This window comes from Citrobacter sp. L55, assembly GCF_002850715.1.
In the GTDB taxonomy this organism is placed as follows: Bacteria; Pseudomonadota; Gammaproteobacteria; order Enterobacterales; family Enterobacteriaceae; genus Citrobacter; species Citrobacter braakii.
Genome location: NZ_KZ559402.1, coordinates 137,087 through 160,956 on the forward strand (window position 1 = coordinate 137,087; position 23,870 = coordinate 160,956).

Consider the following 23,870-nt stretch of genomic DNA (forward strand, 5'->3'; position numbering starts at 1 on the left):
TTACAGCGCGGCGATGACCGCCTGCTGCTCAATCAGCTTCGCTTTCGCTTCCGCATAACCGTCCAGCTTCTCACGCTCTTTGGCGATAACTGCTTCCGGTGCGCGAGCAACGAAACCTTCGTTGGAAAGTTTGCCTTCGATACGGGCAATCTCACCTTCGATTTTCGCCACTTCTTTCGCCAGACGCGCCAGCTCATCTTCTTTATTGATGAGGCCAGCCATCGGGATCAGCAGCTCGGCGCCGTCGATGATTTTGGTAACGGAGACTGGACCTTTGTCATCGGCTGGCAGCATGGTGATGCTTTCCAGACGCGCCAGGTTCAGCAGGAAGCTGCGGTTATCGTTCACACGGCGCATCGCATCAGCGCTGCAACCACGCAGCAGCAGTTCGAGCGGTTTACCTGGGGCGATGTTCATTTCCGCACGGATGTTACGTACGGCAACGATCGCCTGCTTCAGCCATTCGGTATCAGCCAGTGCGGCTTCATCAACCTGTGCGGCGTTATATTCCGGGAACGGTTGCAGCATGATGGTGTCGGCGGTAATACCGGAAATCACCTTCACGCGCTGCCAGATGGTCTCGGTGATGAACGGGATGATCGGATGCGCCAGGCGCAGCAGACCTTCCAGAACGGTGACCAGCGTATTGCGGGTGCCGCGCAGTTCAGACTCGGAACCGCCGTTCATTACCGGCTTGGTCAGCTCCAGATACCAGTCGCAGAACTGGTTCCAGGTGAATTCGTACAGAATGCCCGCGGCGATGTCGAAGCGGAAGTTGTCCAGCGCTTCGCGGTACGCTTTGATGGTCTGGTTGAATTCAGCAAGGATCCAGCGATCCGCCAGCGACAGGGTCATTTCGCCGCCGTTGAAGCCGCAATCCTGGTCTTCGGTGTTCATCAGCACGAAGCGACTAGCGTTCCACAGCTTGTTACAGAAGTTACGGTAACCTTCCAGACGCTTCATATCCCAGTTGATGTCGCGACCGGTAGAGGCCAGCGCCGCCAGGGTGAAGCGCAGTGCGTCGGTGCCGTGCGGCTCGATGCCGTCCGGGAACTGCTTCTCGGTACGCTTGGCAATCTTCTCGGCCAGCTGCGGCTGCATCATGTTGCCGGTACGTTTCTCCAGCAGTTCTGCCAGGGAGATTCCGTCGACCATATCCAGCGGGTCAATGACGTTGCCCTTGGATTTGGACATCTTCTGGCCTTCGTCGTCGCGGATCAGACCGGTCATGTAGACGGTCTTAAACGGCACTTGCGGCTTGCCGTTTTCATCTTTGATGAAGTGCATGGTCATCATGATCATGCGGGCAATCCAGAAGAAGATGATGTCGAAACCGGAAACCATCACGCTGGTTGGGTGGAACTGACGCAGCGCGTCGGTGTTTTCCGGCCAGCCCAGGGTAGAGAAGGTCCACAGTGCGGAGGAGAACCAGGTATCGAGAACGTCTTCGTCCTGGCGAAGCTGAATGTCGGCACCGAGGTTGTTTTCCTGACGCACTTCGTCTTCAGTACGGCCAACGTAGACGTTGCCGTCGTTGTCATACCATGCCGGGATACGGTGACCCCACCACAGCTGACGGGAAATACACCAGTCCTGAATATCGCGCATCCAGGAGAAGTACATGTTTTCGTACTGCTTCGGTACGAACTGAATGTCGCCGTTTTCAACCGCTTCAACCGCCGGTTTCGCCAGCACGTCGGCACGGACGTACCACTGGTCGGTCAGCATCGGTTCAATAACCACGCCGCCACGGTCGCCGTAAGGTACGGTCAGGTCGTGCGGTTTAATTTCTTCCAGCAGGCCCAGCGCATCAACGGCGGCAACCACCGCTTTACGCGCGGCAAAGCGTTCCAGCTTCTGGAACTCGGCCGGGATTTCATTGGAGTAAACGTCGGACTCTTCGCCTTTGGTGTCGTACACTTCCGCGGTTTCACGGATGTCGCCGTCAAAGGTCAGAATATTGATCATCGGCAGGCCGTGACGTTTCCCAACTTCGTAGTCGTTAAAGTCGTGCGCCGGGGTGATCTTCACGCAGCCGGTGCCTTTTTCCATATCAGCGTGTTCATCGCCGACAATGGGAATGCGGCGGTTAACCAGCGGCAGAACAACAAATTTGCCAATCAGATCTTTATAACGCGGATCTTCCGGGTTGACGGCCACGCCGGTATCGCCCAGTACAGTTTCCGGACGGGTGGTGGCGACGACCAGGTAATCTTTACCATCAGCGGTTTTCGCACCGTCGGCCAGCGGATAGCGGATGTGCCACATTGAGCCTTTCGACTCGCGGTTTTCCACTTCCAGGTCGGAAATCGCGGTGCGCAGTTTCGGGTCCCAGTTCACCAGGCGCTTGCCACGGTAAATCAGGTCTTCTTTGTACAGGCGAACGAAGACTTCTTTCACGGCATTGGAAAGACCTTCGTCCATAGTGAAGCGCTCGCGCTCCCAGTCAACGGAGTTGCCGAGACGGCGCATCTGGCGGGTGATGGTGCCGCCGGATTCCGCTTTCCACTGCCAGATTTTGTCGATAAACGCTTCGCGACCGTAGTCGTGGCGGGTTTTACCTTCTTCAGCGGCAATCTTACGCTCAACCACCATCTGGGTTGCGATACCCGCGTGATCGGTACCTGCCTGCCACAGGGTGTTTTTACCCTGCATGCGCTGGTAGCGGATCATGGTATCCATGATGGTTTGCTGGAAAGCATGACCCATATGCAAACTGCCGGTGACGTTCGGCGGCGGGATCATGATGCAGAAGGACTCTTTGCTTTCATCGCCGTTAGGTTTGAAATAGCCCTGCTTTTCCCAGTGCTCGTAAAGCGGCTGTTCGATATCTTGTGGGTTGTATGTCTTTTCCATTATTTCCAGGTTGCCGTATTCAGGTTAAAACCAGCCACGCGGTAAGCTTTGTAGCGATCGCGTGCCGATTGTTTCAAAGAATCTTCGTAAGGGACGAAGTCTATCACTTCTGTGAAAGCGGTGGCAAAATCTGCAAAGCCAACGCGCAAACTGATAAGCAGGTCGCGCGGGCTGCTGTTGCGTTTCTCCGGCCAGGCAATCTCTACCGGTGCGCCGCCTCTGGGGCCTTCACCTGCCAGATTATGCGGAACAAAGCTTTCTGCCGGTCTTGCCCACAGGGCTTCATCCAGTCGAAGAGCCTGCTTTTCGTTTTCGCAGGCGATCAGCACGCGCTTGCCAGCACGCCAACGTTCTGCGGCAATTTCACACACCAACTGCTCGACGGCGCTTAAGCCATCGTGTTGCGTGTCATTGTCCAGAAGATAGAAAGTTGCATTTCTCATATATGGGGCTTCTTCTGGTGAATTTAAATGCGTTGCCATGATGCACAACCGTAGGCCGGATGGCGTTGCGCTTATCCGGCCTACGGGTCTTATTGCTTGTGCTTACCGCCTTACTCTTCGCCGTTAAAACCGGCACGATTGAGCAGGAACTGCGACAGCAGCGCCACCGGACGACCGGTTGCGCCTTTGGCTTTCCCTGAACGCCATGCGGTACCGGCGATATCGAGGTGAGCCCAGTTGTACTTACGGGTAAAGCGTGACAGGAAGCAGCCCGCGGTAATGGCGCCGCCAGGACGTCCGCCGATGTTCGCCATATCCGCAAAGTTGGACTCTAGCTGCTCCTGGTATTCATCGCCCAGCGGCAAACGCCACGCGCGGTCGCCAGCCTGTTCGGACGCACCGATCAGCTCATGCGCCAGCGGGTTGTGGTTCGACATCAGTCCGGTGATGTGATGGCCCAGCGCAATCACGCACGCGCCGGTCAGGGTTGCGACGTCAATCACGGCTTCTGGCTCAAAGCGCTCGACGTAGGTTAATACGTCGCACAGGACCAGACGGCCTTCGGCATCGGTATTGAGAACTTCAACGGTCTGACCAGACATGGTGGTCAGCACGTCGCCTGGACGATACGCACGGCCACCCGGCATGTTTTCGCAGCCTGCCAGCACGCCGACGACGTTGATTGGCAGCTGAAGCTCGGCCACCATGCGCATCACGCCATATACCGCTGCCGCGCCGCACATGTCGTATTTCATCTCATCCATGCCTTCGGCAGGTTTGATGGAGATACCGCCAGAGTCAAAGGTTAACCCTTTACCGACCAGCACGATCGGACGCGCGTCTTCGGACGGATTGCCTTTGTACTCGATGACCGACATCAGCGACTCATTCTGCGAGCCGTGACCGACGGCCAGATAAGAGTGCATGCCCAGCTCTTTCATCTGCTGCTCGCCGATCACGCGGGTTACAACATTTTTGCTGTAGCTGTCTGCCAGCTGGCGCGCCTGAGAGGCAAGGTAGGCGGCGTTACAGATGTTCGGCGGCATGTTGCCGAGATCTTTTGCCGCTTTAATGCCGGCGGCGATCGCCAGACCGTGCTGGATCGCACGTTCACCGCTGGTCAGTTCCCGGCGGGTCGGTACGTTGAAGACCATTTTACGCAGCGGACGACGCGGCTCGCTTTTGTTGGTCTTCAGTTGATCAAAGCTGTACAGCGTTTCCTGTGCTGTCTCAACGGCCTGACGCACTTTCCAGTAGTTATTGCGCCCTTTGACGTGCAGCTCAGTCAGGAAGCAGACGGCTTCCATTGAACCAGTATCATTCAGCGTATTGATGGTTTTCTGAATGACCTGCTTGTACTGGCGCTCATCAAGCTCGCGCTCTTTGCCACAACCAATGAGGAGAATTCGCTCAGACAGAACGTTAGGAACATGGTGCAGCAACAGGGTTTGACCTGGTTTGCCTTCCAGTTCGCCACGACGCAGCAGTGCGCTGATGTACCCGTCGCTGATCTTGTCGAGCTGCTCTGCAATCGGAGAGAGACGGCGTGGTTCAAAGACACCCACGACGATGCACGCACTCCGCTGTTTCTCCGGGCTACCGCTTTTTACACTGAACTCCATGCACTACGCTCCTGAATCTTAAAGACAACGGCGGTGGCTACGGATAGAATTGCAAGCTTTCGTAACTCATACCCGCTGTTGCGGTGACTTCGTGTTAATCTTAACGTTATTACGGCATTGGCACGTCAGAACAATTTCTGAGAGGTGGATCCGTTGAGTATAATGATCTTAGCGACGATTTCGACGACTCAAGAGAATAAATGACGTTTAAGCCATGAAACAAGCTAAATTCCGGCAAAAGACGGGTTTTTACGGGCGTATTTAAAGTGATAATCATAAGATATCTGGTTCGGGAAACGCTCAAAAGCCAACTTGCGATCCTATTCATCCTGCTTTTGATCTTCTTTTGTCAAAAGTTAGTCAGGATCCTTGGTGCGGCAGTTGACGGTGATATCCCGGCGAATCTGGTGCTCTCGCTGCTGGGGCTGGGCGTGCCAGAAATGGCGCAACTTATCTTGCCATTAAGCCTGTTCCTCGGGCTGCTGATGACGCTGGGCAAACTGTATACCGAAAGTGAAATTACGGTCATGCACGCCTGCGGGCTGAGCAAGGCTGTCTTAGTGAAAGCGGCGATGGTGCTGGCGCTGTTTACCAGTATTATTGCGGCGGTCAACGTGATGTGGGCCGGACCGTGGTCCTCCAGACATCAGGACGAAGTCCTGGCGGAGGCGAAAGCAAATCCCGGTATGGCGGCGCTTGCTCAGGGGCAATTCCAGCAGGCGACTAACGGCGGTTCGGTGCTGTTTATCGAAAGCGTTGACGGCAGTAACTTCAATGATGTGTTCCTCGCGCAAATCCGCCCGAAAGGTAACGCCCGGCCTTCGGTGGTGGTAGCGGACTCCGGTCATCTTACCCAATTGCGCGATGGCTCTCAGGTCGTGACGCTGAACCAGGGGACGCGTTTTGAAGGGACCGCGCTGCTGCGCGATTTCCGCATTACCGACTTCCAGAATTATCAGGCGATTATCGGTCATCAGGCCGTGGCGCTGGATCCAAACGATACCGACCAGATGACCATGCGTACGCTATGGACGACCGACACCGATCGCGCCCGTGCGGAGCTGACCTGGCGTATCACGTTAGTATTCACCGTATTTATGATGGCGCTGATGGTTGTACCGCTGAGCGTGGTTAACCCGCGTCAGGGTCGCGTACTGTCCATGCTGCCAGCAATGCTGCTTTATTTGCTGTTCTTCCTGGTTCAGACATCGCTGAAGTCGAATGGCGGCAAAGGCAAGCTGGATCCGGTGTTCTGGATGTGGACGGTTAACCTGGCGTATCTGGCGCTGGCGATTGTGCTTAACCTCTGGGATACGGTGCCGATGCGCCGCTTACGTGCCCGTTTTATGCGTAAAGGAGCGGTATAATGCAGCCTTTTGGTGTACTTGACCGCTATATCGGTAAAACCATTTTCACCACCATCATGATGACGTTGTTCATGCTGGTGTCGCTCTCCGGGATCATCAAGTTTGTCGACCAGTTGAAAAAAGCCGGGCAGGGGAGCTACGATGCGATGGGCGCCGGGCTGTATACCCTGCTCAGCGCGCCGAAAGATATCCAGATCTTCTTCCCGATGGCGGCGCTGCTGGGTGCTTTGCTGGGGCTGGGCATGCTGGCGCAGCGCAGTGAACTGGTGGTCATGCAGGCTTCTGGCTTTACCCGTATGCAGGTGGCGTTGTCGGTGATGAAAACCGCGATTCCGCTGGTGTTGCTGACGATGGCCATCGGCGAATGGGTGGCGCCGCAGGGCGAACAGATGGCGCGTAACTACCGTGCGCAGCAGATGTATGGCGGCTCGCTGCTCTCTACCCAGCAAGGTTTGTGGGCGAAAGATGGCGACAGCTTTGTCTACATTGAGCGGGTGAAAGGTGACGCCGAGTTAGGCGGAATTAGCATCTACTCCTTTAACGACAAGCGCCGTTTGCAGTCCGTCCGTTATGCCGCAAGCGCGACGTTTGACCCGGAGCAGAAGGTCTGGCGTTTGTCGCAGGTGGATGAATCCAACCTGACCGATCCGAAGCAAATCACCGGCTCGCAGACGGTGAGCGGCACCTGGAAAACCAACCTTACACCCGACAAGCTCGGCGTCGTGGCGTTGGATCCTGATGCGCTCTCGATTAGTGGTCTGCATAACTACGTGAAGTACCTGAAGTCGAGCGGCCAGGACGCCGGACGCTACCAGCTCAATATGTGGAGCAAAGTCTTCCAGCCGCTGTCTGTGGCGGTAATGATGCTGATGGCGCTGTCGTTTATCTTTGGTCCGCTGCGTAGCGTCCCGATGGGCGTGCGCGTGGTGACAGGGATTAGCTTCGGCTTTGTGTTCTATGTGCTGGACCAAATCTTTGGCCCGCTGACGCTGGTGTACGGCATTCCGCCGATTATCGGCGCGTTGCTGCCAAGCGCCAGCTTCTTCCTGATAAGCCTGTGGCTGATGCTGCGTAAGTCCTGATATTCGCCCCTCCCGCTGTGCGGGAGGGGCGCCTTCCTGCTAGCGTTTTCTCCCGCCCATTAAACTCCCCAACATGCCGCGGATTATCTGATTGGTGACCTGCCGCGCCGCGCTTTTCGCCACGCTTTGTACCACGCCATCGCGCTTGCCGCCGCGTGGTCCGGTGCTGCCAAACAGAATATCCTTCAATCCACCGAGAATACCGCCGTCCACATCGATCGCTTTACCGTTGGCGGGAGGTGTATTTTGCTGCTCGGTGCTGGCCTGCACGCCTTGCTGTAAACGCTCATAGGCGGACTCGCGGTCGATCTGTTCTTCATATTTACCGTACAGCGAGGAGTGATTAATCAGCCCGTTACGCTCGTCATCCGTCACTGGTCCCATCCGCGAGCACGGCGCAATCACCATTGCTCGTTCAACCACCGACGGGCTGCCTTTAGCGTCCAGAAACGACACCAGCGCCTCGCCGGTTCCCAGTTCCTGAATGGCTTTTTCGGTATCAAATGCCGGGTTGGCGCGCATGGTTTGCGCGGCGGTTTTCACCGCTTTCTGATCCTTCGGTGTAAACGCGCGCAGGGCGTGCTGCACGCGGTTCCCCAACTGACCGAGCACGTTGTCTGGAATATCTGACGGGTTTTGCGAGACGAACCACACGCCGACCCCTTTCGAGCGGATCAGGCGGATCACCTGTTCGATTTTATCCAGCAGCACCTGCGGGGCGTCGTTGAACAGCAGGTGAGCTTCATCGAAGAAGAACACCAGTTTTGGCTTCTCCAGATCGCCTGCTTCCGGCAGCTGTTCGTACAGTTCGGAGAGCATCCACAGCAGGCTGGCGGCATACAGTTTGGGCATCTGGTAGAGCTTCTCTGCGCTGAGGATGTTGATCATCCCTTTGCCGCTGGCGTCAGTTCGCATCCAGTCTTTGATGTCCAGCATCGGTTCGCCAAAGAAGTGCGCCGCCCCCTGTTGCTCCAGCGACAGCAGTCCACGCTGGATTGCCCCGACCGAGGCGCTGCTGATATTGCCATATTGATTCTGGAAGGATTTGGCGTTATCGCCGATGTACTGGGTAATGGCTCGCAGGTCTTTGAAATCGAGCAGCAGCAGACCCTGGTCATCGGCAATGCGGAAGATAATATCCAGCACGCCGGACTGTACGTCGTTGAGGTTCAGCAAACGGGCCAGCAGCAGCGGGCCGAGGTCAGATACCGTGGCCCGCACGGGGTGACCTTTTTCGCCGAAGATATCCCACACCGTGACCGGATTAGCATGCGGTTGCCAGTCGGTAATGCCGATATTTTTCAGGCGGGCGAGTAGCTTTTCAGAGGCCTGCCCTTCCTCGGCCACGCCGGTTAAGTCGCCTTTCACATCGGCCATAAATACCGGTACGCCAATTTCAGACAGGGATTCGGCCAGCTTCTGTAGCGTGACGGTTTTACCGGTCCCGGTCGCGCCGGTAATCAGTCCGTGACGGTTGGCCATGCCTGGCAGTAAAAACAGTTCGGTGTCCGGCGTGCGGGCAATTAGCAGGGGTGTGCTCATTGAGATTTCCTCCATTTATCTTGCCTGGAGTATAGGCAATGTCCATCAAAGAGAGTATGCGATGGCCGGAGAAAATGACTTAAAGCGTATTGCCGTGATAAATCTGGTACCCCAAATCCACGGTGTTGTGGTTATGGTCGTTGTTCTTGATTTTGCTCAGCAACATCTGCGCTGCCATGCGGCCAATGTCAAAACGCGGGGTGATCACACTGGCGAGGCTTGGGATCATCTGCCTGCCCATTTCCAGCCCGTGAAAACCGGCAATCGAGATCTGTTCCGGAACGGCCAGATCGCGCTCGCGGCACAGCAGCAGCGCGCCCATCGCAATATCGTCGTTGGTGCAAAAAACGCCGTCTAAATCCGGATGCGCGGCGAGCGCGTCCCGCATCATCTGAGTGCCGAGATGGATGGACGAAATAGAACGCGGATTGACGCGCAGCGGCACCAGACCCCGGCGCGTCATGGCATCGCAATAGCCGCGATAGCGCTGTTCATCGCGGACGTCGTCTTTCGAACCGAGATAGAGGATTTTGCGCCGCTGGCGTTTATCCAGCATGGTGCTGACCATATCAAATGCCGCCTGACGGTTATCGAAGCCTACTTCCATGTCCAGACGATCGCCCTGAATATCCATCAGCTCCACCACCGGAATGTTGGCTGAACGCAAAAACTTCACCGTGCGCAGGGTGTGATATTTCTCGGACAGGATAATGCCGTCGATATTGTATGACAGCAGATTGATCACCGACTCTTCCTCGGATTCCCGGTCGTAATTGTAGTTGGCGATCAGCGTCTGATAGTTATGATCCGAGGTGACCGACTCAATGCCGGCCAGAATGTCAGCGAACAGTTGGTTTTGAAACGAGGGGATCAGCACGCCAAGCGTATAGCTTTGCGCATTCAGCAGCATCGCGGGCGCGCGGTTGGGGATGTAATTAATCTCCTCCATAATCTGCGCGATGCGTTCACCGGTTTCCTTTGCGACCTTTTTTGGCGAGCGAATGTAGCGGCTCACCGTCATTTTGGTCACGCCCGCCAGCGTGGCGATGTCTTGCAAAGAAATTCTGTGGTTCCTCATTTTCTCTCCAGTTCCGGGGAGCGCGGATCTGTGCTCCCCGGTGATGACTGTCTTAATGCAGAATGGCGTTCAGCGCCAGAACCCCCAGCAGCCCCATAATGGAAATCAGCGTCTCCATTACCGTCCAGGTACGCAACGTTTCCCCGACGCTGAGATTAAAATAGCCTTTAAACAGCCAGAATCCCGGATCGTTAACGTGGGAGGCAATCACGCTGCCCGCGCCGGTAGCCAGCACCATCAGCGCCGGGTCGGCGTGGGTGACGTTAATAATCGGCAGTACCACGCCTGCGGTGGTGATCGCCGCCACGGTGGCTGAACCGAGCGCGATACGCAGCAAGGCGGCGACCGTCCAGCACATCAGCAACGGAGAAAGCGACGTGCCGGTCATCAGGTGCGAGATATATTGCCCGACGCCGCTGTCGACCAGAACCTGCTTAAACGCGCCGCCCCCGGCGATGATAAATACAATCATCGCAATCGCACCGATAGAGTCGCCAATGATATCCATAATTTGCTCGATCGTACGTCCGTTACGTCGACCAAGGGTAAAAATGGCGAGTACGATAGCGATAAACAACGCGACCGCAGGGTTACCGATAAACTCAAAGAACACCCGTACGCTGTTGGTTTTCGGCAGCGTGATTTCGCACACTGCGGCGACCGCCATCAGTATGACCGGGATTACCGCGGCAAAGATACTGTTCCAGAATGACGGCATCTCTTCTTCGGTGAACAGATGCGGGTTGAATAACCCTTCCGGCGGCGCTTTCTCAAAGCGGGTCAGCAGCTTAGAAAACAGCGGCCCGGCAACAATCACCGTCGGGATAGTAATAATAAAGCCGTACAGCAGGGTAGTGCCGAGATTAGCCTCGAAAATGGTGGCAATCGCGGTCGGCCCCGGATGCGGTGGCAGAAAACAGTGGGTCACGGACAGCGCAGCTACCATCGGGACGCCAACATACAGCAGCGGCAGGCCGGAAGAGGCCACCACCGTAAACACCAGCGGCAGCAGCAGAACAAAGCCGACTTCGAAAAACATCGCCAGACCTACCACCAGTCCGGTGATCACCAGCGCCCACTGCACGCGTTTCTTACCAAACGTGCCAATCAGCGTGGTGGCGATGCGCTGAGCCGCGCCGGTATCGGAAATCAGCTTACCGAGCATTGCACCGAAGCCAAGGATCATCGCCAGACCGCCGAGCGTCCCGCCGATCCCATTTTGTATTGAATGCAAAACGGCCTGGGCATCCATCCCTTCGGCAAAACCGACGACCGCCGCCACCAGGACCAGAGCAATAAAGCCGTTAACTTTAAAACCAATCATCAGGACCAGGAGCAGCGCGACGCCTGCCGCAATTATTATTAATGGCATAATCGTTTCTCTTATATCCCCGTCATACTTCAAGTTGCAGGTGTGTTGGCTGCGCTCACTCATCTGAATCACTTACTCAAGTAAGCTCATCGGGTTCATTCACTTGCCGCCGTCCTGCAACTCGGATTATTTAGGGGTGGCCAAAAATGCAGCGCCTGGGCGCTGCGTGATGTTGCGTTGTGTTGTATCAGACGGCGACCAGCATGCCGCCATCGACAAACAACAGGTGCCCGTTAACAAAATCGGATGCTTTGGAAGAGAGGAAGACCGCCGCGCCAATCAGCTCCTGCGGATCGCCCCAGCGCGCGGCTGGCGTACGTTTGCACAGCCAGGCGGTGAAGGCTTCATCCTCGACCAGCGCTTTGGTCATCTCAGTTTTGAAGTAGCCCGGTGCGATACCGTTGACCTGGATATTGTGGCGCGCCAGCTCAACGCACATACCGCGGGTGAGCATTTTCACCGCGCCTTTCGAGGCGGCATACGGCGTGATGGTGTCGCGGCCCAGTTCGCTCTGCATGGAGCAGATGTTGATGACCTTCCCGGCCTGACGCTCCACCATGCGACGCGTTACTGCCTGCGAGACCAGGAACACCGCCGTCTGGTTAACGGCAATCACATCGTTCCAGTCCTGCTCCGGGAACTCGGTAAACGGATGTCGGCGCTGAATACCGGCGTTATTCACCAGCACATCGATTGGGCCAATGTCTTTTTCGATATGGTCGATGGCGGCATCAATGTCCTGTTTCTGCGTAACATTGAAGGGCGCGGCAACGGCGCGGATCCCTTCCCGTTGCAGTTTGGCGACGGCGGCCTCCGCGCGCTCCGGCGTAATATCATTGACGATAATCTGCGCGCCATATTTACCCAGCCCGGTCGCCAGTAAATAACCAATACCCTGGGCCGAACCGGTGATCAGAATATTTTTGCCATCCAGTGAAAAAAGATCGTTCATTATGTTCTTCCTTATTTTGTTTCAGCAAAAACGAGCTGGACTTTCGCTGCCTGGGTTTTATCCCCGGCAAAGATCAGCGCCTGTTCAAGCTCGGTAAACGGATATTCGGCGCTCAGTAACGGCAGTGGATCGATAACGTTATTCGCCAGCCACGACACCGCAGTGTTGAACTCGGTGGTAAAGCGGAACGAGCCTTTGAGCGCGATCTCTTTGCCGATCAGCATCATCATCGGGAAGTCCGGCACCGCGCCGCCCATGCCGACCTGCACCATCACGCCTTTCGCGCGGGTGACTTCCAGGCAGGTGGTGATTGAGGACGGATGACCAGAGACTTCGAAGCTGACGTCGAAGTAGCCTTTCTCTTTTTTCCACTCATCGAGCGAGTCCTGCTGCGGGTTAATCAGCGTGTTAGCACCCATCTGCTGGGCCAGCGACAGCGAGCGCGGGCTGATATCAGCACAGACAATTTCTGCTGCGCCGAGCGTTTTCACCGCGCTGACGATCAGGCAGCCGATAGGCCCCACGCCGGAGATAAACACGCGTTTGCCCTGCAGGTCTCCTGCTTCATGCGCGGCGTGGATCGCGACTGCCAGCGGTTCGGCAAAGGCCATGACTTTTTCATCGGCGTGCTGGGGGTAGGGGATGCACTGCGCGGTATCGACGGTTTTAAATCGGGTAAAGCCGCCGTCAACGTGGGGAAAATACATGGCGCTGCCAAAAAAGCGCATTTCCGTGCACTGGTTTTCTTCGTGCTGCAGACAGTATTTACAGTGGCCACAGGGCTTCGACGGATTAATAGCCACCGACTGACCTTCATGTAATTCTTTTGAGTCGCTGTGCACCACTTTACCAATAACTTCATGGCCTAAAATCATCGGTGCTTTAACGGTAAAATTACCGACTTTTCCTTCCTGATAATAATGTAAGTCGGAACCACAAATTCCGCCGCGGGTAATTTTTACCAGCGTTCCTTTATTATTCCATTCAATGTTTTGGTCGGTAATGGCAACAGTTTTCTTACCCGCGACAACGCAGGATTGGGTTTTGACTTGCATAAATGCCTCACTGGTCAGGTAGTAACCTCGGCAGCATTTAAACGGTTTTGATTGTTATTATTTGTGATAAAGATCACGCTGGAAAATTGTTACACTACAATGTTACGCATAACGTGATGCGCCTTGTAAATCTGCTCAGCCGCGCCGAAAAAAGGTGAATTCTGCAATGTGGAAGGCGTAGTATCGCGACATGGAATATGAATCTGGAGTTTTTTCAATGGCCGGGGAAAGTTATATTTTGATGGGCGTTTCGGGTAGCGGTAAATCTTTAATTGGCAGCAAAATTGCTGCAGTATTATCGGCCAAATTCATTGATGGTGACGATCTCCATCCTGCCAAAAATATTGATAAAATGTCTGAAGGTATTCCATTAACCGATGAAGACCGACTACCGTGGTTAGCGCGATTAAATGACGCTTCATACAGTTTATATAAAAAGAATGAGACCGGGTTTATTGTCTGCTCGTCATTAAAAAAACAGTATCGCGATATATTGCGGCAGGGCAGTCCGAATGTGCATTTTTTGTGGCTGGACGGCGATTACGAGACCATTCTGGCGCGCATGCAGCGTCGGGCAGGGCATTTTATGCCGGTGGGATTACTCAAAAGCCAGTTCGATGCGCTGGAGTGCCCGCAGGAGGACGAACGTGATATTGTCCGCATCGACGTGAACCATGACATTGAGCATGTGACGGAACAGTGCCGCCAGGCGGTGCTCGCGTTTCGTAACGGGCAATAAGCCCAGCCCCTTGCGGGACTGAGCCTTGCATCAGAAGTCGGCTTTCAGCACCACGCGGTAGCGGGCTTTGCCGTCACGCACGTGCTGGATAGCGTCGTTAATTTGCGACATCGGGTACAGTTCGGTGGTGGGCGACACCTTGCTGCGCCCGGCAAACTTCATCAGCTTGCGCAGTTCGAACGGCGTACCGGTTGCCGAACCGGAGATGCTGCGATCGCCAGCAATTAAGGTGAACGCTGGCACCGGCAGCGGCTTCAGCACCGCGCCGACGGTATGGAAGTTACCGCCGTAGGCCAGTGCTTCAAAATAAGGCTGCCAGTCGAGATCGACGTTAACCGTGTTAATAATGAGATCGAACTGGCCCGCCAGCGCTTTTAGCGCATCCGGATCGCGGCTGTTAACCACCTTATCCGCCCCCATCGCCAGCACTTCCTGCTCTTTCGCCGGATTGGAGCTGAACGCGGTCACTTCGCACCCCATCGCGTGTAACAGCTTAATGGCGATATGCCCCAGGCCGCCGATGCCGATCACCCCAACGCGACTGGTGGCGGTGATATGGTGCATCAGCAGCGGTTTGAACACCGTGATACCGCCGCACAGCAAGGGACCTGCCGCCGCCAGATCGATGCTTTCCGGCAGCGGGATCACCCACTGCCAGTCGGCCCGCAGCTTCTCGGCAAAGCCACCGCGATTGAGAATAGTGGGAACGGAACCTTCCAGGCAGTTAATCTGATTGCCGCTGATACAGGCGTCGCAATGCCCGCAGCTGCGCGCCGTCCAGCCAATGCCGACTCGCTGACCAACCTTCAGACCTTTATCTTGCGCTGCGCTGCCGAGCGCCGCCACGCGACCAATCACCTCATGCCCGGCAACCAGTGGATACTGAGAGAACCCCCATTCGTTGTCGATCATCGACAAATCGGAATGGCAGATACCGCAGTAATCGACCTGGACTTCGACATCTTCCGGCTTAAGCTCGCCCGCATCATATTCATAGAGTTCGAGTTCGCTGCCCGCCGCTTTTGCGGCGTAGCTTTTTATCATCGACATCGTGTTTCCCTCAGTGTGGTGTTGAACTGGAAGTGTAGAGCATGGGGAAACGGGACGCTTCGCAGAAGGGGGGGATTAATAAGGGGACAAACTGTGACGATGGTTACAGGTGAGAAAGGTAATGCTGAAATTTTCAACACTTAGCGAGTCAGACACACGCTGGTGCTTGCATGGCGGCGCATGACAGGTATAATCCACAACGTTTTCCGCATCCCTTCCGTGCCGGAGTGGCGAAATCGGTAGACGCAGTTGATTCAAAATCAACCGTAGAAATACGTGCCGGTTCGAGTCCGGCCTTCGGCACCATCGGAACATCAATAGACGTCAACGGACGTCTTTTTTTGTGCCTGAAATCCAGTATCCGCAAGGCTTTCCTCGCTTTTTCACTCAACCTAAGTCAACCTGATTCAATCTACATCAACTTACTGATGCGGGTACATCTGCGGGTATATCCCGGTTCGATAATGTTTGTACCCACACAGAACCCTTGAAAGGATACTCATCATGGCTCTGAGTGATGTGAAAGTTCGTTCGGCTAAGCCTGAAGCAAAAGCCTATAAGCTCACTGATGGTGACGGTATGGTTTTGCTGGTTCACCCTAACGGCTCCAAATACTGGCGACTTCGCTATCGCTTTGGTGGTAAGGAGAAGATGCTGGCATTGGGGAAATACCCCGAAGTCTCGCTGGCGGATGCCAGGGCACGTCGGGATGAAGCCCGTAAGCTGTTAGCTAATGGCGTCGATCCCAGTGAGAACAAGAAAGCCGTTAAGGTAGAGCAGGAGCAAGAGGCAATAACGTTTGAAGTGGTCGCCAGAGACTGGCATGCCAGCAATCAGAAGTGGTCTGCATCGCATAGCGCTCGTGTATTGAAAAGCCTCGAAGACAATTTATTTGCTTCAGTTGGGAAGCGAAATATCAAAGATATTGGTACTCGTGACTTACTGGTCCCAATTAAAGCAGTGGAAAAGTCAGGACGCCTTGAAGTGGCTGCGCGTCTTCAACAGCGAACAACGGCAATAATGCGCTTTGCGGTACAGAATGGCTTAATTGATTACAATCCTGCACAAGAGATCGCTGGTGCGATCGCAACAGCTAAACGAAAGCATCGCGCTGCGCTAGATCTCAACCGCATTCCTGAGTTACTCCATCGCATTGATAACTACACCGGCAGACCATTAACGCGGTTAGCTGTGGATTTGACGTTACTGGTTTTCATCCGTTCGAGCGAGTTACGTTTTGCTCGCTGGACAGAAGTGGATTTTGAAACGGCTATGTGGACGATTCCTGGTGAGCGTGAGCCGCTGGAAGGTGTTAAACATTCTCAGCGAGGTTCGAAGATGCGAACTCCCCATCTTGTACCCTTATCGCGGCAGGCTCTCGCCATTCTGAAAAAGATCAAAAGAATGAATGGAAACCGAGAGCTGATTTTTGTAGGAGATCACGATCCGCGTAAGCCGATGAGCGAGAATACGGTGAACAAGGCTCTGAGAGTGATGGGTTATGATACAAAAACGGAAGTTTGTGGACATGGTTTCAGGACGATGGCATGTAGTTCATTGATTGAGTCGGGGCTGTGGTCTAGGGATGCCGTAGAGCGGCAGATGAGCCATCAGGAGCGTAGCTCTGTGCGAGCAGCTTACATCCACAAGGCAGAGCATCTGGGAGAGCGCAGGTTAATGCTGCAGTGGTGGGCTGATTATCTGGATGCGAATCGGGAGAAAGGGGTTAGCCCGTTTGATTTTGGGAATAATAGTAATGTGTTGAAATGATTTAATTATTTATCGATTTTATAATTTAAAAGTGTGCGCTCGATATGGTCAGCTGACGTGGTTGAAGTGTTTGGGACTTTTTGTGTTTAGTTCAACACTACAAAATAGACGAACCCTTAAGAATTAGTCAGTTGCTGTGACGTTGGTCATTGCCCGGGAAGATGTGGAAAGCTAAGATAAAGAGTTATGAGCCTTAAATATATGGATAGGCTCGCACAGCGATGGATTAAAACCTAATGATGACTAAATCCAATTTTGAGTTCCTGAAGGGCGTCAACGATTTCACCTATGCCATCGCCTGTGCGGCGGAAAATAATTACCCGGATGATCCCAACACCGCACTGGTGAAAATGCGTATGTTTGGCGAAGCGACGGCTAAACACCTTGGCCTGCTGCTGGATATCCCCCTCTGTGAGAATCAACACGATCTTCTGCGTGAACTGGGCAAAATTTCCTTTGTTGATGACAACATCCTTTCTGTATTCCATAAATTGCGCCGAATTGGTAACCAGGCCGTCCACGAATACCATAATGATTTGGATGATGCCCAGATGTGCCTGCGCCTGGGTTTCCGTCTTGCCGTCTGGTATTACCGGTTGGTAACCAAAGATTACGACTTTCCTGTGCCGGTTTTTGTGCTGCCTGAGCACGGTGAGGATCGCTACCACGCCGAAGTTCTCACCCTCAAACAGCAACTGGAACAGCAGACACAGGAAAAAGTACAAAGCCAGGCAGAACTGGAAGCTCAGCAGCAACGATTAATTGCACTCAACGGCTACATTGCCGTTCTCGAAGGCAAACAGCAGGAAACCGAAGCACAAACCAAAGCACGCGTGGCCGCACTGGAAGCGCAACTCGCCGCCAAAAACGCCGAGTTAGCAAAACAAACCGAACAGGAACGCAAGGCATATCATAAAGAGATTATCGACCAGGCTATCAAGCGCACACTGAATCTCAGCGAGGAAGAAAGCCGCTTCCTGATTGATGCCCAACTGCGTAAAGCGGGCTGGCAGGCCGATAGTAAAACGTTACGTTTCTCCAAAGGTGAGCGTCCAGAACCGGGTGTAAATAAAGCCATTGCCGAATGGCCAACTGGCAAAGATGAAACCGGGAAGCAAGGTTTTGCGGATTATGTTCTGTTCGTGGGCCTTAAGCCTATCGCAGTGGTCGAAGCAAAACGTAAAAATATCGATGTTCCCGGCAAACTCAACGAATCGTATCGCTACAGTAAATACTTCGATAACGCGTTCTTACGCGACACGTTGTTAGAACACTACTCTCCTGATGAAGTACATGAAGCGGTACCTGCTTACGAAATTAGCTGGCAGGACACCAGCGGCACACAGCGTTTTAAAATCCCCTTTTGCTACTCCACCAACGGGCGTGAATACCGCGCGGCAATGAAGACCAAAAGCGGTATCTGGTATCGCGACGTCCGCCACACCACCAATATGTCGAAAGCGCTGCCGGAATGGCATCGCCCGGAAGAGCTGCTGGATATGCTGGGCAGCGACCCGCAAAAACAGAATCAGTGGTTTGCCGATAACCCCGGAATGAGCGAACTGGGTCTGCGTTATTACCAGGAGGATGCCGTTCGCGCGGTAGAGAAGGCCATTGTTAACGGCCAACAAGAGATCCTGCTGGCAATGGCGACCGGTACCGGTAAAACCCGTACCGCCATTGCCCTGATGTTCCGCCTGATCCAGTCGCAGCGTTTCAAACGCGTCTTGTTCCTGGTTGATCGTCGCTCGCTCGGCGAGCAGGCGCTGGGATCGTTTGAAGATACACGGATTAACGGCGACACTTTTAACAGCATTTTCGATATCAAAGGATTGACTGATAAATTCCCGGAAGACAGCACCAAAATTCACGTCGCCACGGTTCAGTCGCTGGTTAAACGCACGTTGCAATCAGATGAACCGATGCCGGTCGGCCGTTACGACTGTATTGTCGTCGATGAAGCACACCGCGGCTACATTCTCGATAAAGAGCAGACCGAAGGTGAGCTGCAGTTCCGAAGCCAGCTGGATTATGTTTCAGCCTACCGCCGCATTCTCGATCATTTCGATGCGGTAAAAATTGCCCTGACCGCCACGCCAGCCCTGCACACGGTCGATATTTTCGGCGAGCCGGTTTACCGCTACACCTACCGAACGGCGGTGATCGACGGCTACTTGATCGACCAGGATCCGCCTATTCAGATCGTCACCCGCAATGCGCAGGATGGGGTCTATCTTTCCGAGGGTGAACAGGTGGAACGCCTGAACCCACAGGGCGAGCTGATCAACGACACGCTGGCTGACGATCAGGATTTTGAGGTTGCCGATTTTAACCGCGGCCTGGTGATCCCGGCGTTTAACCGTGCGGTATGCGGTGAGCTCACCAAATACCTAGATCCTACCGGTCAGCAAAAAACGCTGGTGTTCTGCGTCACCAACGCCCATGCCGACATGGTGGTTGACGAGCTGCGCACCGCGTTTAAGAAAAAGTATCCGCAGCTGGAGCACGACGCGATTATCAAGATCACTGGTGATGCCGATAAAGACGCGAAGAAAGTGCAAAGCATGATCGTCCGCTTCAACAAAGAGCGGCTACCCAATATTGTGGTTACCGTCGATCTGTTGACCACCGGCGTGGATATCCCGTCAATCTGTAATATTGTGTTCCTGCGCAAAGTCAAAAGCCGCATTCTCTACGAGCAGATGAAGGGCCGTGCCACGCGTCTGTGCCCGTCGGTGGGGAAAACCAGCTTTAAGATTTTCGACTGTGTTGATATCTACAGCTCGCTGGAAAGCGTCGATACCATGCGCCCGGTGGTTGTGCGTCCACAGGTGGAACTGCAAACGCTGGTCAATGAAATTACCGACTCAGAAACCTACAAAACCATTGAAGCGGATGGCCGCAGTTTTGCCGAGCACAGCCATGAACAGTTGGTCGCTAAGCTGCAGAGAATCATCGGCCTCGCCATTTATAACCGCGATCGCAGCGAAGCGGTGGATAAGCAGGTTCGCCGTCTGGACGAGCTGTGCCTGGATGCCGCGGGCGTCAACTTTGGCGGTCTGGCCTCACGCCTGCGGGAAAAAGGACCGCACTGGAGCGCCGAGATTTTTAATAAGCTTCCCGGCTTTATCGCCCGCCTGGAAAGGCTGAAAACCGATATCAACACTCTGCGCGATGCCCCTATTTTCCTCGATATTGACGATGAGGTGGTGAGCGTCAAATCGCTGTACGGCGATTACGACACGCCGCAGGATTTCCTCGAAGCGTTTGATGAGCTGGTGCAACGCTCCCCGAACACCCAGCCCGCGCTGCAGGCGGTGATTAATCGCCCGCGCGACCTCACCCGTAAAGGGCTGGTGGAATTGCAGGAGTGGTTTGACCGCCAGCATTTTGAAGAGTCATCCCTGCGCAGCGCGTGGAAAGCGACGCGCAATCAGGATATCGCCGCCCGGCTGATCGGCCACATCCGCCGTGCGGCGGTGGGCGATGCGCTCAAACCGTTCGACAAGCGTGTCGATCACGCGCTGGCACGTATCAAGGGCGAGAACGACTGGAGCGATGAACAGCTAAGCTGGCTCGACCGTTTAGCGCAGGCGCTCAAAGAGAAAGTGGTGCTCGACGACGACGTCTTCAAAACCGGCAATTTCCACCGTCGCGGCGGTAAGCCCATGTTACAGCGCGCCTTTGACGACAACCTCGATAGCGTGCTGGATAAGTTCAGCGCTTACATCTGGGATGAGCTCGCCTGACGCGTTATCATCCCAGGCAATTTCTTCTTCTGCGGCCCCGATAAGGGCCGCTGTTTTACATAGGATCTTCAATGAACAATAACGATCTGGTCGCCAAACTGTGGAAACTGTGCGACAACCTGCGCGACGGCGGCGTCTCCTATCAAAACTATGTCAATGAACTCGCCTCGCTGCTGTTTTTGAAAATGTGCAAAGAGACCGGCCAGGAAGCGGACTACCTGCCGGAAGGCTACCGCTGGGATGACCTGAAATCGCGTATTGGTCAGGATCAGATGCAGTTCTACCGTAACCTGCTGGTTCAGTTAGGCTCAGATGAGAAAAAGCTGGTGCAGGCGGTATTCCATAATGTCAGCACCACCATTGAACAGCCCAAACAGCTGACGGAACTGGTCAGCTATATGGACGCGCTGGACTGGTACAATGGCGACCACGGCAAGTCCCGCGACGACTTCGGCGATATGTACGAAGGGCTGCTGCAAAAGAACGCTAACGAAACCAAATCCGGCGCGGGCCAGTACTTCACCCCGCGTCCGCTGATCAAAACCATTATCCATCTGCTGAAGCCGCAGCCGCGTGAAGTGGTGCAGGACCCGGCGGCGGGAACGGCGGGCTTTTTGATTGAAGCCGACCGTTACGTGAAATCCCAGACTCACGATCTCGATGACCTGGATGGCGACACCCAAGATTTCCAGATCCACCGCGCGTTTATCGGCCTTGAACTGGTGCCCGGCACCCGCCGTCTGGCGCTGATGAACTGCCTGCTGCACGATATTGAAGGCAACCTCGACCACGGCGGCGCCATCCGTCTGGGCAACACGCTGGGCAGCGACGGTGAAAACCTGCCGAAGGCGCATATTGTCGCCACCAACCCGCCGTTTGGCAGCGCCGCGGGCACCAACATCACCCGTACCTTCGTGCACCCGACCAGCAACAAACAGCTGTGCTTTATGCAGCATATTATTGAAACCCTGCACGCCGGCGGCCGCGCGGCGGTGGTGGTGCCGGATAACGTGCTGTTTGAAGGCGGTAAGGGCACCGATATTCGTCGCGACCTGATGGATAAATGCCATCTGCACACCATCCTGCGCCTGCCGACCGGCATCTTTTACGCCCAGGGCGTCAAAACCAACGTTCTGTTCTTTACCAAAGGCACGGTGGCCAATCCGCATCAGGATAAAAACTGCACCGACGACGTGTGGGTGTATGACCTGCGTACCAATATGCCGAGCTTCGGCAAGCGCACGCCGTTTACCGAGCAGCACCTGCAGCCGTTTGAAACCGTCTACGGCGAAGATCCACACGGCTTAAGCCCGCGTGAAGAAGGCGAATGGAGCTTTAACGCCGAAGAGAGCGAAGTCGCCGACAGCGAAGAGAATAAAAACACCGACCAGCACCAGGCCACCAGCCGCTGGCGCAAGTTCAGCCGCGAGTGGATCCGCAGCGCGAAATCCGATTCACTGGATATCTCCTGGCTGAAGGATAAAGACAGCATCGACGCCGACAGCCTGCCGGAGCCGGACGTGCTCGCCGCAGAAGCGATGGGCGAACTGGTCCAGGCGCTGGGCGAGCTGGACGCGCTGATGCGCGAGCTGGGGGCGGGGGATGAGGCGGATGCGCAGCGTCAGTTGCTGGAAGAAGCGTTTGGCGGGGTGAAGGCATGAGTGATTTTAAATTCCATACTCCCAACTCATGGATATTATCCTCACTGCCAGATATTGCTGGAATCAATATGGGACAATCACCCTCAAGTTCAGATGTTAATGAACAAGGTGAGGGTATTGTCTTTTTCCAAGGGAAGGCTGAGTTTGGAAAATTGTATCCAACCCCCAGAAAATATTGCACAAAACCAACAAAAATTGCGTCAGCTGGAGATATTTTGCTATCAATAAGGGCGCCGGTTGGACCAACGAACATTGCCACTGAAACAACGGCGATTGGTCGAGGGCTGGCAGCCATCAGTGCTCACAGTGGTTTAACAGACCCTAAATATCTTCTTTACTATTTTAGATGTATAGAGCCGTGGTTAAGTACACAAGGCACGGGGTCTACTTTCAAAGCTATTTCAGGTCAGTTTATTAAGGAATTAAAAGCCCCATTACCGTCTTTTGCCGAACAAAAAATCATTGCCGAAAAACTCGATACGCTGCTGGCGCAGGTAGACAGCACCAAAGCACGTCTTGAGCAAATCCCACAAATCCTGAAACGTTTTCGTCAGGCGGTGCTTGAAGAAGCTGTCAGTGGTAGATTAACGGAAAACTGGAGAGATGCGAGCATTAGTGAAAAATCAGCGGAAGAACTTCTCGTTACCATAAGTAAAACAAGAAAAAAAAATCTTACCAGTGGCGCAGACTCTCTAGCTACAGAGTCTAAGCGATATCTTGCAAAGATTGACGCCCATCATTTTAATATTCCTGATGTTATTCTTCCAGTTGGATGGAAATGGACTACTTTCTTACAATCGATGGAAAAAGTGGTTGACTGTCATAACAAAACAGCACCATATACAGAGAAAGGTATTTATCTTATCAGGACACCTGATATTCGTAACGGTATTATTTCATTAAAAAATACTAAATATGTCAATGAAGACACCTATAATTTTTGGTCAAAACGATGCCCCCCAAGAAGTGGTGATATAATTTTCACACGAGAAGCTCCTATGGGAGAGGCTGGAATTGTACCTGAGAATACACGTCTCTGCATGGGACAAAGAATGATGCTACTTCGCCCCATGCAGAGCTATCTCAGCAATAAATATGTTTTGCTGAATATTCTATCAATTAGTTTTCAGGCGAGAATGTTGTCTCAGGCAATAGGTACTGGAGTTAAGCACCTTCGGGTAGCTGATGTCGAATCATTAATGTATCCTTTACCACCACTCCCAGAACAACACGAAATCGTCCGCCGCGTCGAGCAACTCTTCGCCTACGCCGACACCATTGAAAAACAGGTCAACAGCGCCCTGACCCGCGTCAACAATCTCACCCAGTCTATCCTGGCAAAAGCCTTCCGCGGCGAGCTGACCGCCCAGTGGCGTGCTGAAAACCCTAATCTCATCAGCGGTGAAAACAGCGCCGCCGCCCTGCTGGAAAAAATCAAGGCCGAACGCGCCGCCAGCGGCGGTAAAAAAACCTCGCGTAAAAAAGCGTAATGATGGTCATCGGCCATCGCTGACTCGAGTCGTTTTAGCGCT

General features: G+C 54.1%; 17 protein-coding genes and 1 tRNA gene. 9 read left to right on the top strand and 9 right to left on the bottom strand.

What is annotated here, in order from left to right; translation table 11 throughout:
- From B9P82_RS10740 to pepA, 3 genes are all read right to left on the bottom strand, one after another.
- On the bottom strand, nucleotides 1-2,856 hold the full coding sequence (locus B9P82_RS10740) for a valine--tRNA ligase (protein ID WP_101700320.1): 2,856 nt from the start codon (nucleotides 2,854-2,856) through the stop codon (nucleotides 1-3).
- Complete coding sequence (holC, locus tag B9P82_RS10745; protein WP_016151505.1) at nucleotides 2,856-3,299, bottom strand: DNA polymerase III subunit chi; 444 nt, start codon at nucleotides 3,297-3,299, stop codon at nucleotides 2,856-2,858. The genes B9P82_RS10740 and holC overlap by 1 nt, the downstream gene beginning before the upstream one ends.
- Nucleotides 3,300-3,409: 110 nt before the next feature.
- Nucleotides 3,410-4,921 (bottom strand): leucyl aminopeptidase, encoded by a 1,512-nt coding sequence (pepA, locus tag B9P82_RS10750; protein WP_003025870.1) that lies wholly within the window; start codon nucleotides 4,919-4,921, stop codon nucleotides 3,410-3,412.
- Between the two features lie 153 nt (nucleotides 4,922-5,074).
- Between pepA and B9P82_RS28910 the strand changes: the two genes are divergently transcribed.
- From B9P82_RS28910 to lptG, 3 genes are all read left to right on the top strand, one after another.
- The gene (locus tag B9P82_RS28910) at nucleotides 5,075-5,125 is read left to right on the top strand and encodes a hypothetical protein (protein ID WP_212723231.1); all 51 of its coding nucleotides are present in this window, start codon (nucleotides 5,075-5,077) and stop codon (nucleotides 5,123-5,125) included.
- A gap of 62 nt (nucleotides 5,126-5,187) precedes the next feature.
- Complete coding sequence (gene lptF / locus B9P82_RS10760) at nucleotides 5,188-6,288, top strand: LPS export ABC transporter permease LptF (protein WP_016151506.1); 1,101 nt, start codon at nucleotides 5,188-5,190, stop codon at nucleotides 6,286-6,288.
- On the top strand, nucleotides 6,288-7,370 hold the full coding sequence (gene lptG, locus B9P82_RS10765) for an LPS export ABC transporter permease LptG (protein WP_008786067.1): 1,083 nt from the start codon (nucleotides 6,288-6,290) through the stop codon (nucleotides 7,368-7,370). Before lptF ends, lptG begins: the two co-directional genes overlap by 1 nt.
- A gap of 39 nt (nucleotides 7,371-7,409) precedes the next feature.
- Here the strand turns inward: lptG and B9P82_RS10770 are convergent, their stop codons facing one another.
- From B9P82_RS10770 to idnD, 5 genes are all read right to left on the bottom strand, one after another.
- Nucleotides 7,410-8,912: a helicase HerA-like C-terminal domain-containing protein gene (locus B9P82_RS10770; protein WP_046275851.1), complete on the bottom strand. Its 1,503-nt coding sequence runs from the start codon at nucleotides 8,910-8,912 to the stop codon at nucleotides 7,410-7,412.
- A gap of 79 nt (nucleotides 8,913-8,991) precedes the next feature.
- Nucleotides 8,992-9,990 carry a DNA-binding transcriptional regulator IdnR gene (locus B9P82_RS10775; RefSeq protein ID WP_047358548.1) on the bottom strand — a complete coding sequence of 333 codons (999 nt, stop codon included), beginning with the start codon at nucleotides 9,988-9,990 and terminating at the stop codon, nucleotides 8,992-8,994.
- Between the two features lie 52 nt (nucleotides 9,991-10,042).
- A complete protein-coding gene (gene idnT / locus B9P82_RS10780; protein ID WP_016155581.1) occupies nucleotides 10,043-11,362 on the bottom strand; it encodes a gnt-II system L-idonate transporter in 1,320 nt (439 codons plus the stop codon).
- A gap of 187 nt (nucleotides 11,363-11,549) precedes the next feature.
- Nucleotides 11,550-12,314 (bottom strand): gluconate 5-dehydrogenase, encoded by a 765-nt coding sequence (gene idnO / locus B9P82_RS10785; RefSeq protein ID WP_101700321.1) that lies wholly within the window; start codon nucleotides 12,312-12,314, stop codon nucleotides 11,550-11,552.
- A gap of 11 nt (nucleotides 12,315-12,325) precedes the next feature.
- Nucleotides 12,326-13,369 carry an L-idonate 5-dehydrogenase gene (idnD, locus tag B9P82_RS10790; protein ID WP_101700322.1) on the bottom strand — a complete coding sequence of 348 codons (1,044 nt, stop codon included), beginning with the start codon at nucleotides 13,367-13,369 and terminating at the stop codon, nucleotides 12,326-12,328.
- A gap of 217 nt (nucleotides 13,370-13,586) precedes the next feature.
- Here idnD and idnK point away from each other — a divergent pair, with 217 nt between their 5' ends.
- Nucleotides 13,587-14,108, top strand: coding sequence for a gluconokinase (idnK, locus tag B9P82_RS10795; RefSeq protein ID WP_101700323.1), 522 nt, complete (start codon nucleotides 13,587-13,589; stop codon nucleotides 14,106-14,108).
- Between the two features lie 30 nt (nucleotides 14,109-14,138).
- On the opposite strand, the gene B9P82_RS10800 is transcribed toward idnK, so the two are convergent.
- Entirely contained in the window at nucleotides 14,139-15,158 is a 1,020-nt protein-coding gene (locus B9P82_RS10800) for an NADPH-dependent aldehyde reductase Ahr (protein WP_016155584.1), read from the bottom strand.
- Nucleotides 15,159-15,379: 221 nt separating this feature from the next.
- Here B9P82_RS10800 and B9P82_RS10805 point away from each other — a divergent pair.
- From B9P82_RS10805 to B9P82_RS10825, 5 genes are all read left to right on the top strand, one after another.
- Nucleotides 15,380-15,464, top strand: a tRNA-Leu gene (locus B9P82_RS10805).
- Nucleotides 15,465-15,662: 198 nt separating this feature from the next.
- Nucleotides 15,663-16,928, top strand: coding sequence for a tyrosine-type recombinase/integrase (locus tag B9P82_RS10810; protein ID WP_101700324.1), 1,266 nt, complete (start codon nucleotides 15,663-15,665; stop codon nucleotides 16,926-16,928).
- 236 nt (nucleotides 16,929-17,164) lie between these two features.
- Nucleotides 17,165-20,677: a type I restriction-modification system endonuclease gene (gene hsdR / locus B9P82_RS10815; protein ID WP_101700325.1), complete on the top strand. Its 3,513-nt coding sequence runs from the start codon at nucleotides 17,165-17,167 to the stop codon at nucleotides 20,675-20,677.
- A gap of 71 nt (nucleotides 20,678-20,748) precedes the next feature.
- A complete protein-coding gene (gene hsdM, locus B9P82_RS10820; protein ID WP_101700326.1) occupies nucleotides 20,749-22,338 on the top strand; it encodes a type I restriction-modification system methyltransferase in 1,590 nt (529 codons plus the stop codon).
- Complete coding sequence (locus B9P82_RS10825; RefSeq protein WP_101700327.1) at nucleotides 22,335-23,828, top strand: restriction endonuclease subunit S; 1,494 nt, start codon at nucleotides 22,335-22,337, stop codon at nucleotides 23,826-23,828. The genes hsdM and B9P82_RS10825 overlap by 4 nt, the downstream gene beginning before the upstream one ends.
- Nucleotides 23,829-23,870: the final 42 nt, after the last annotated feature.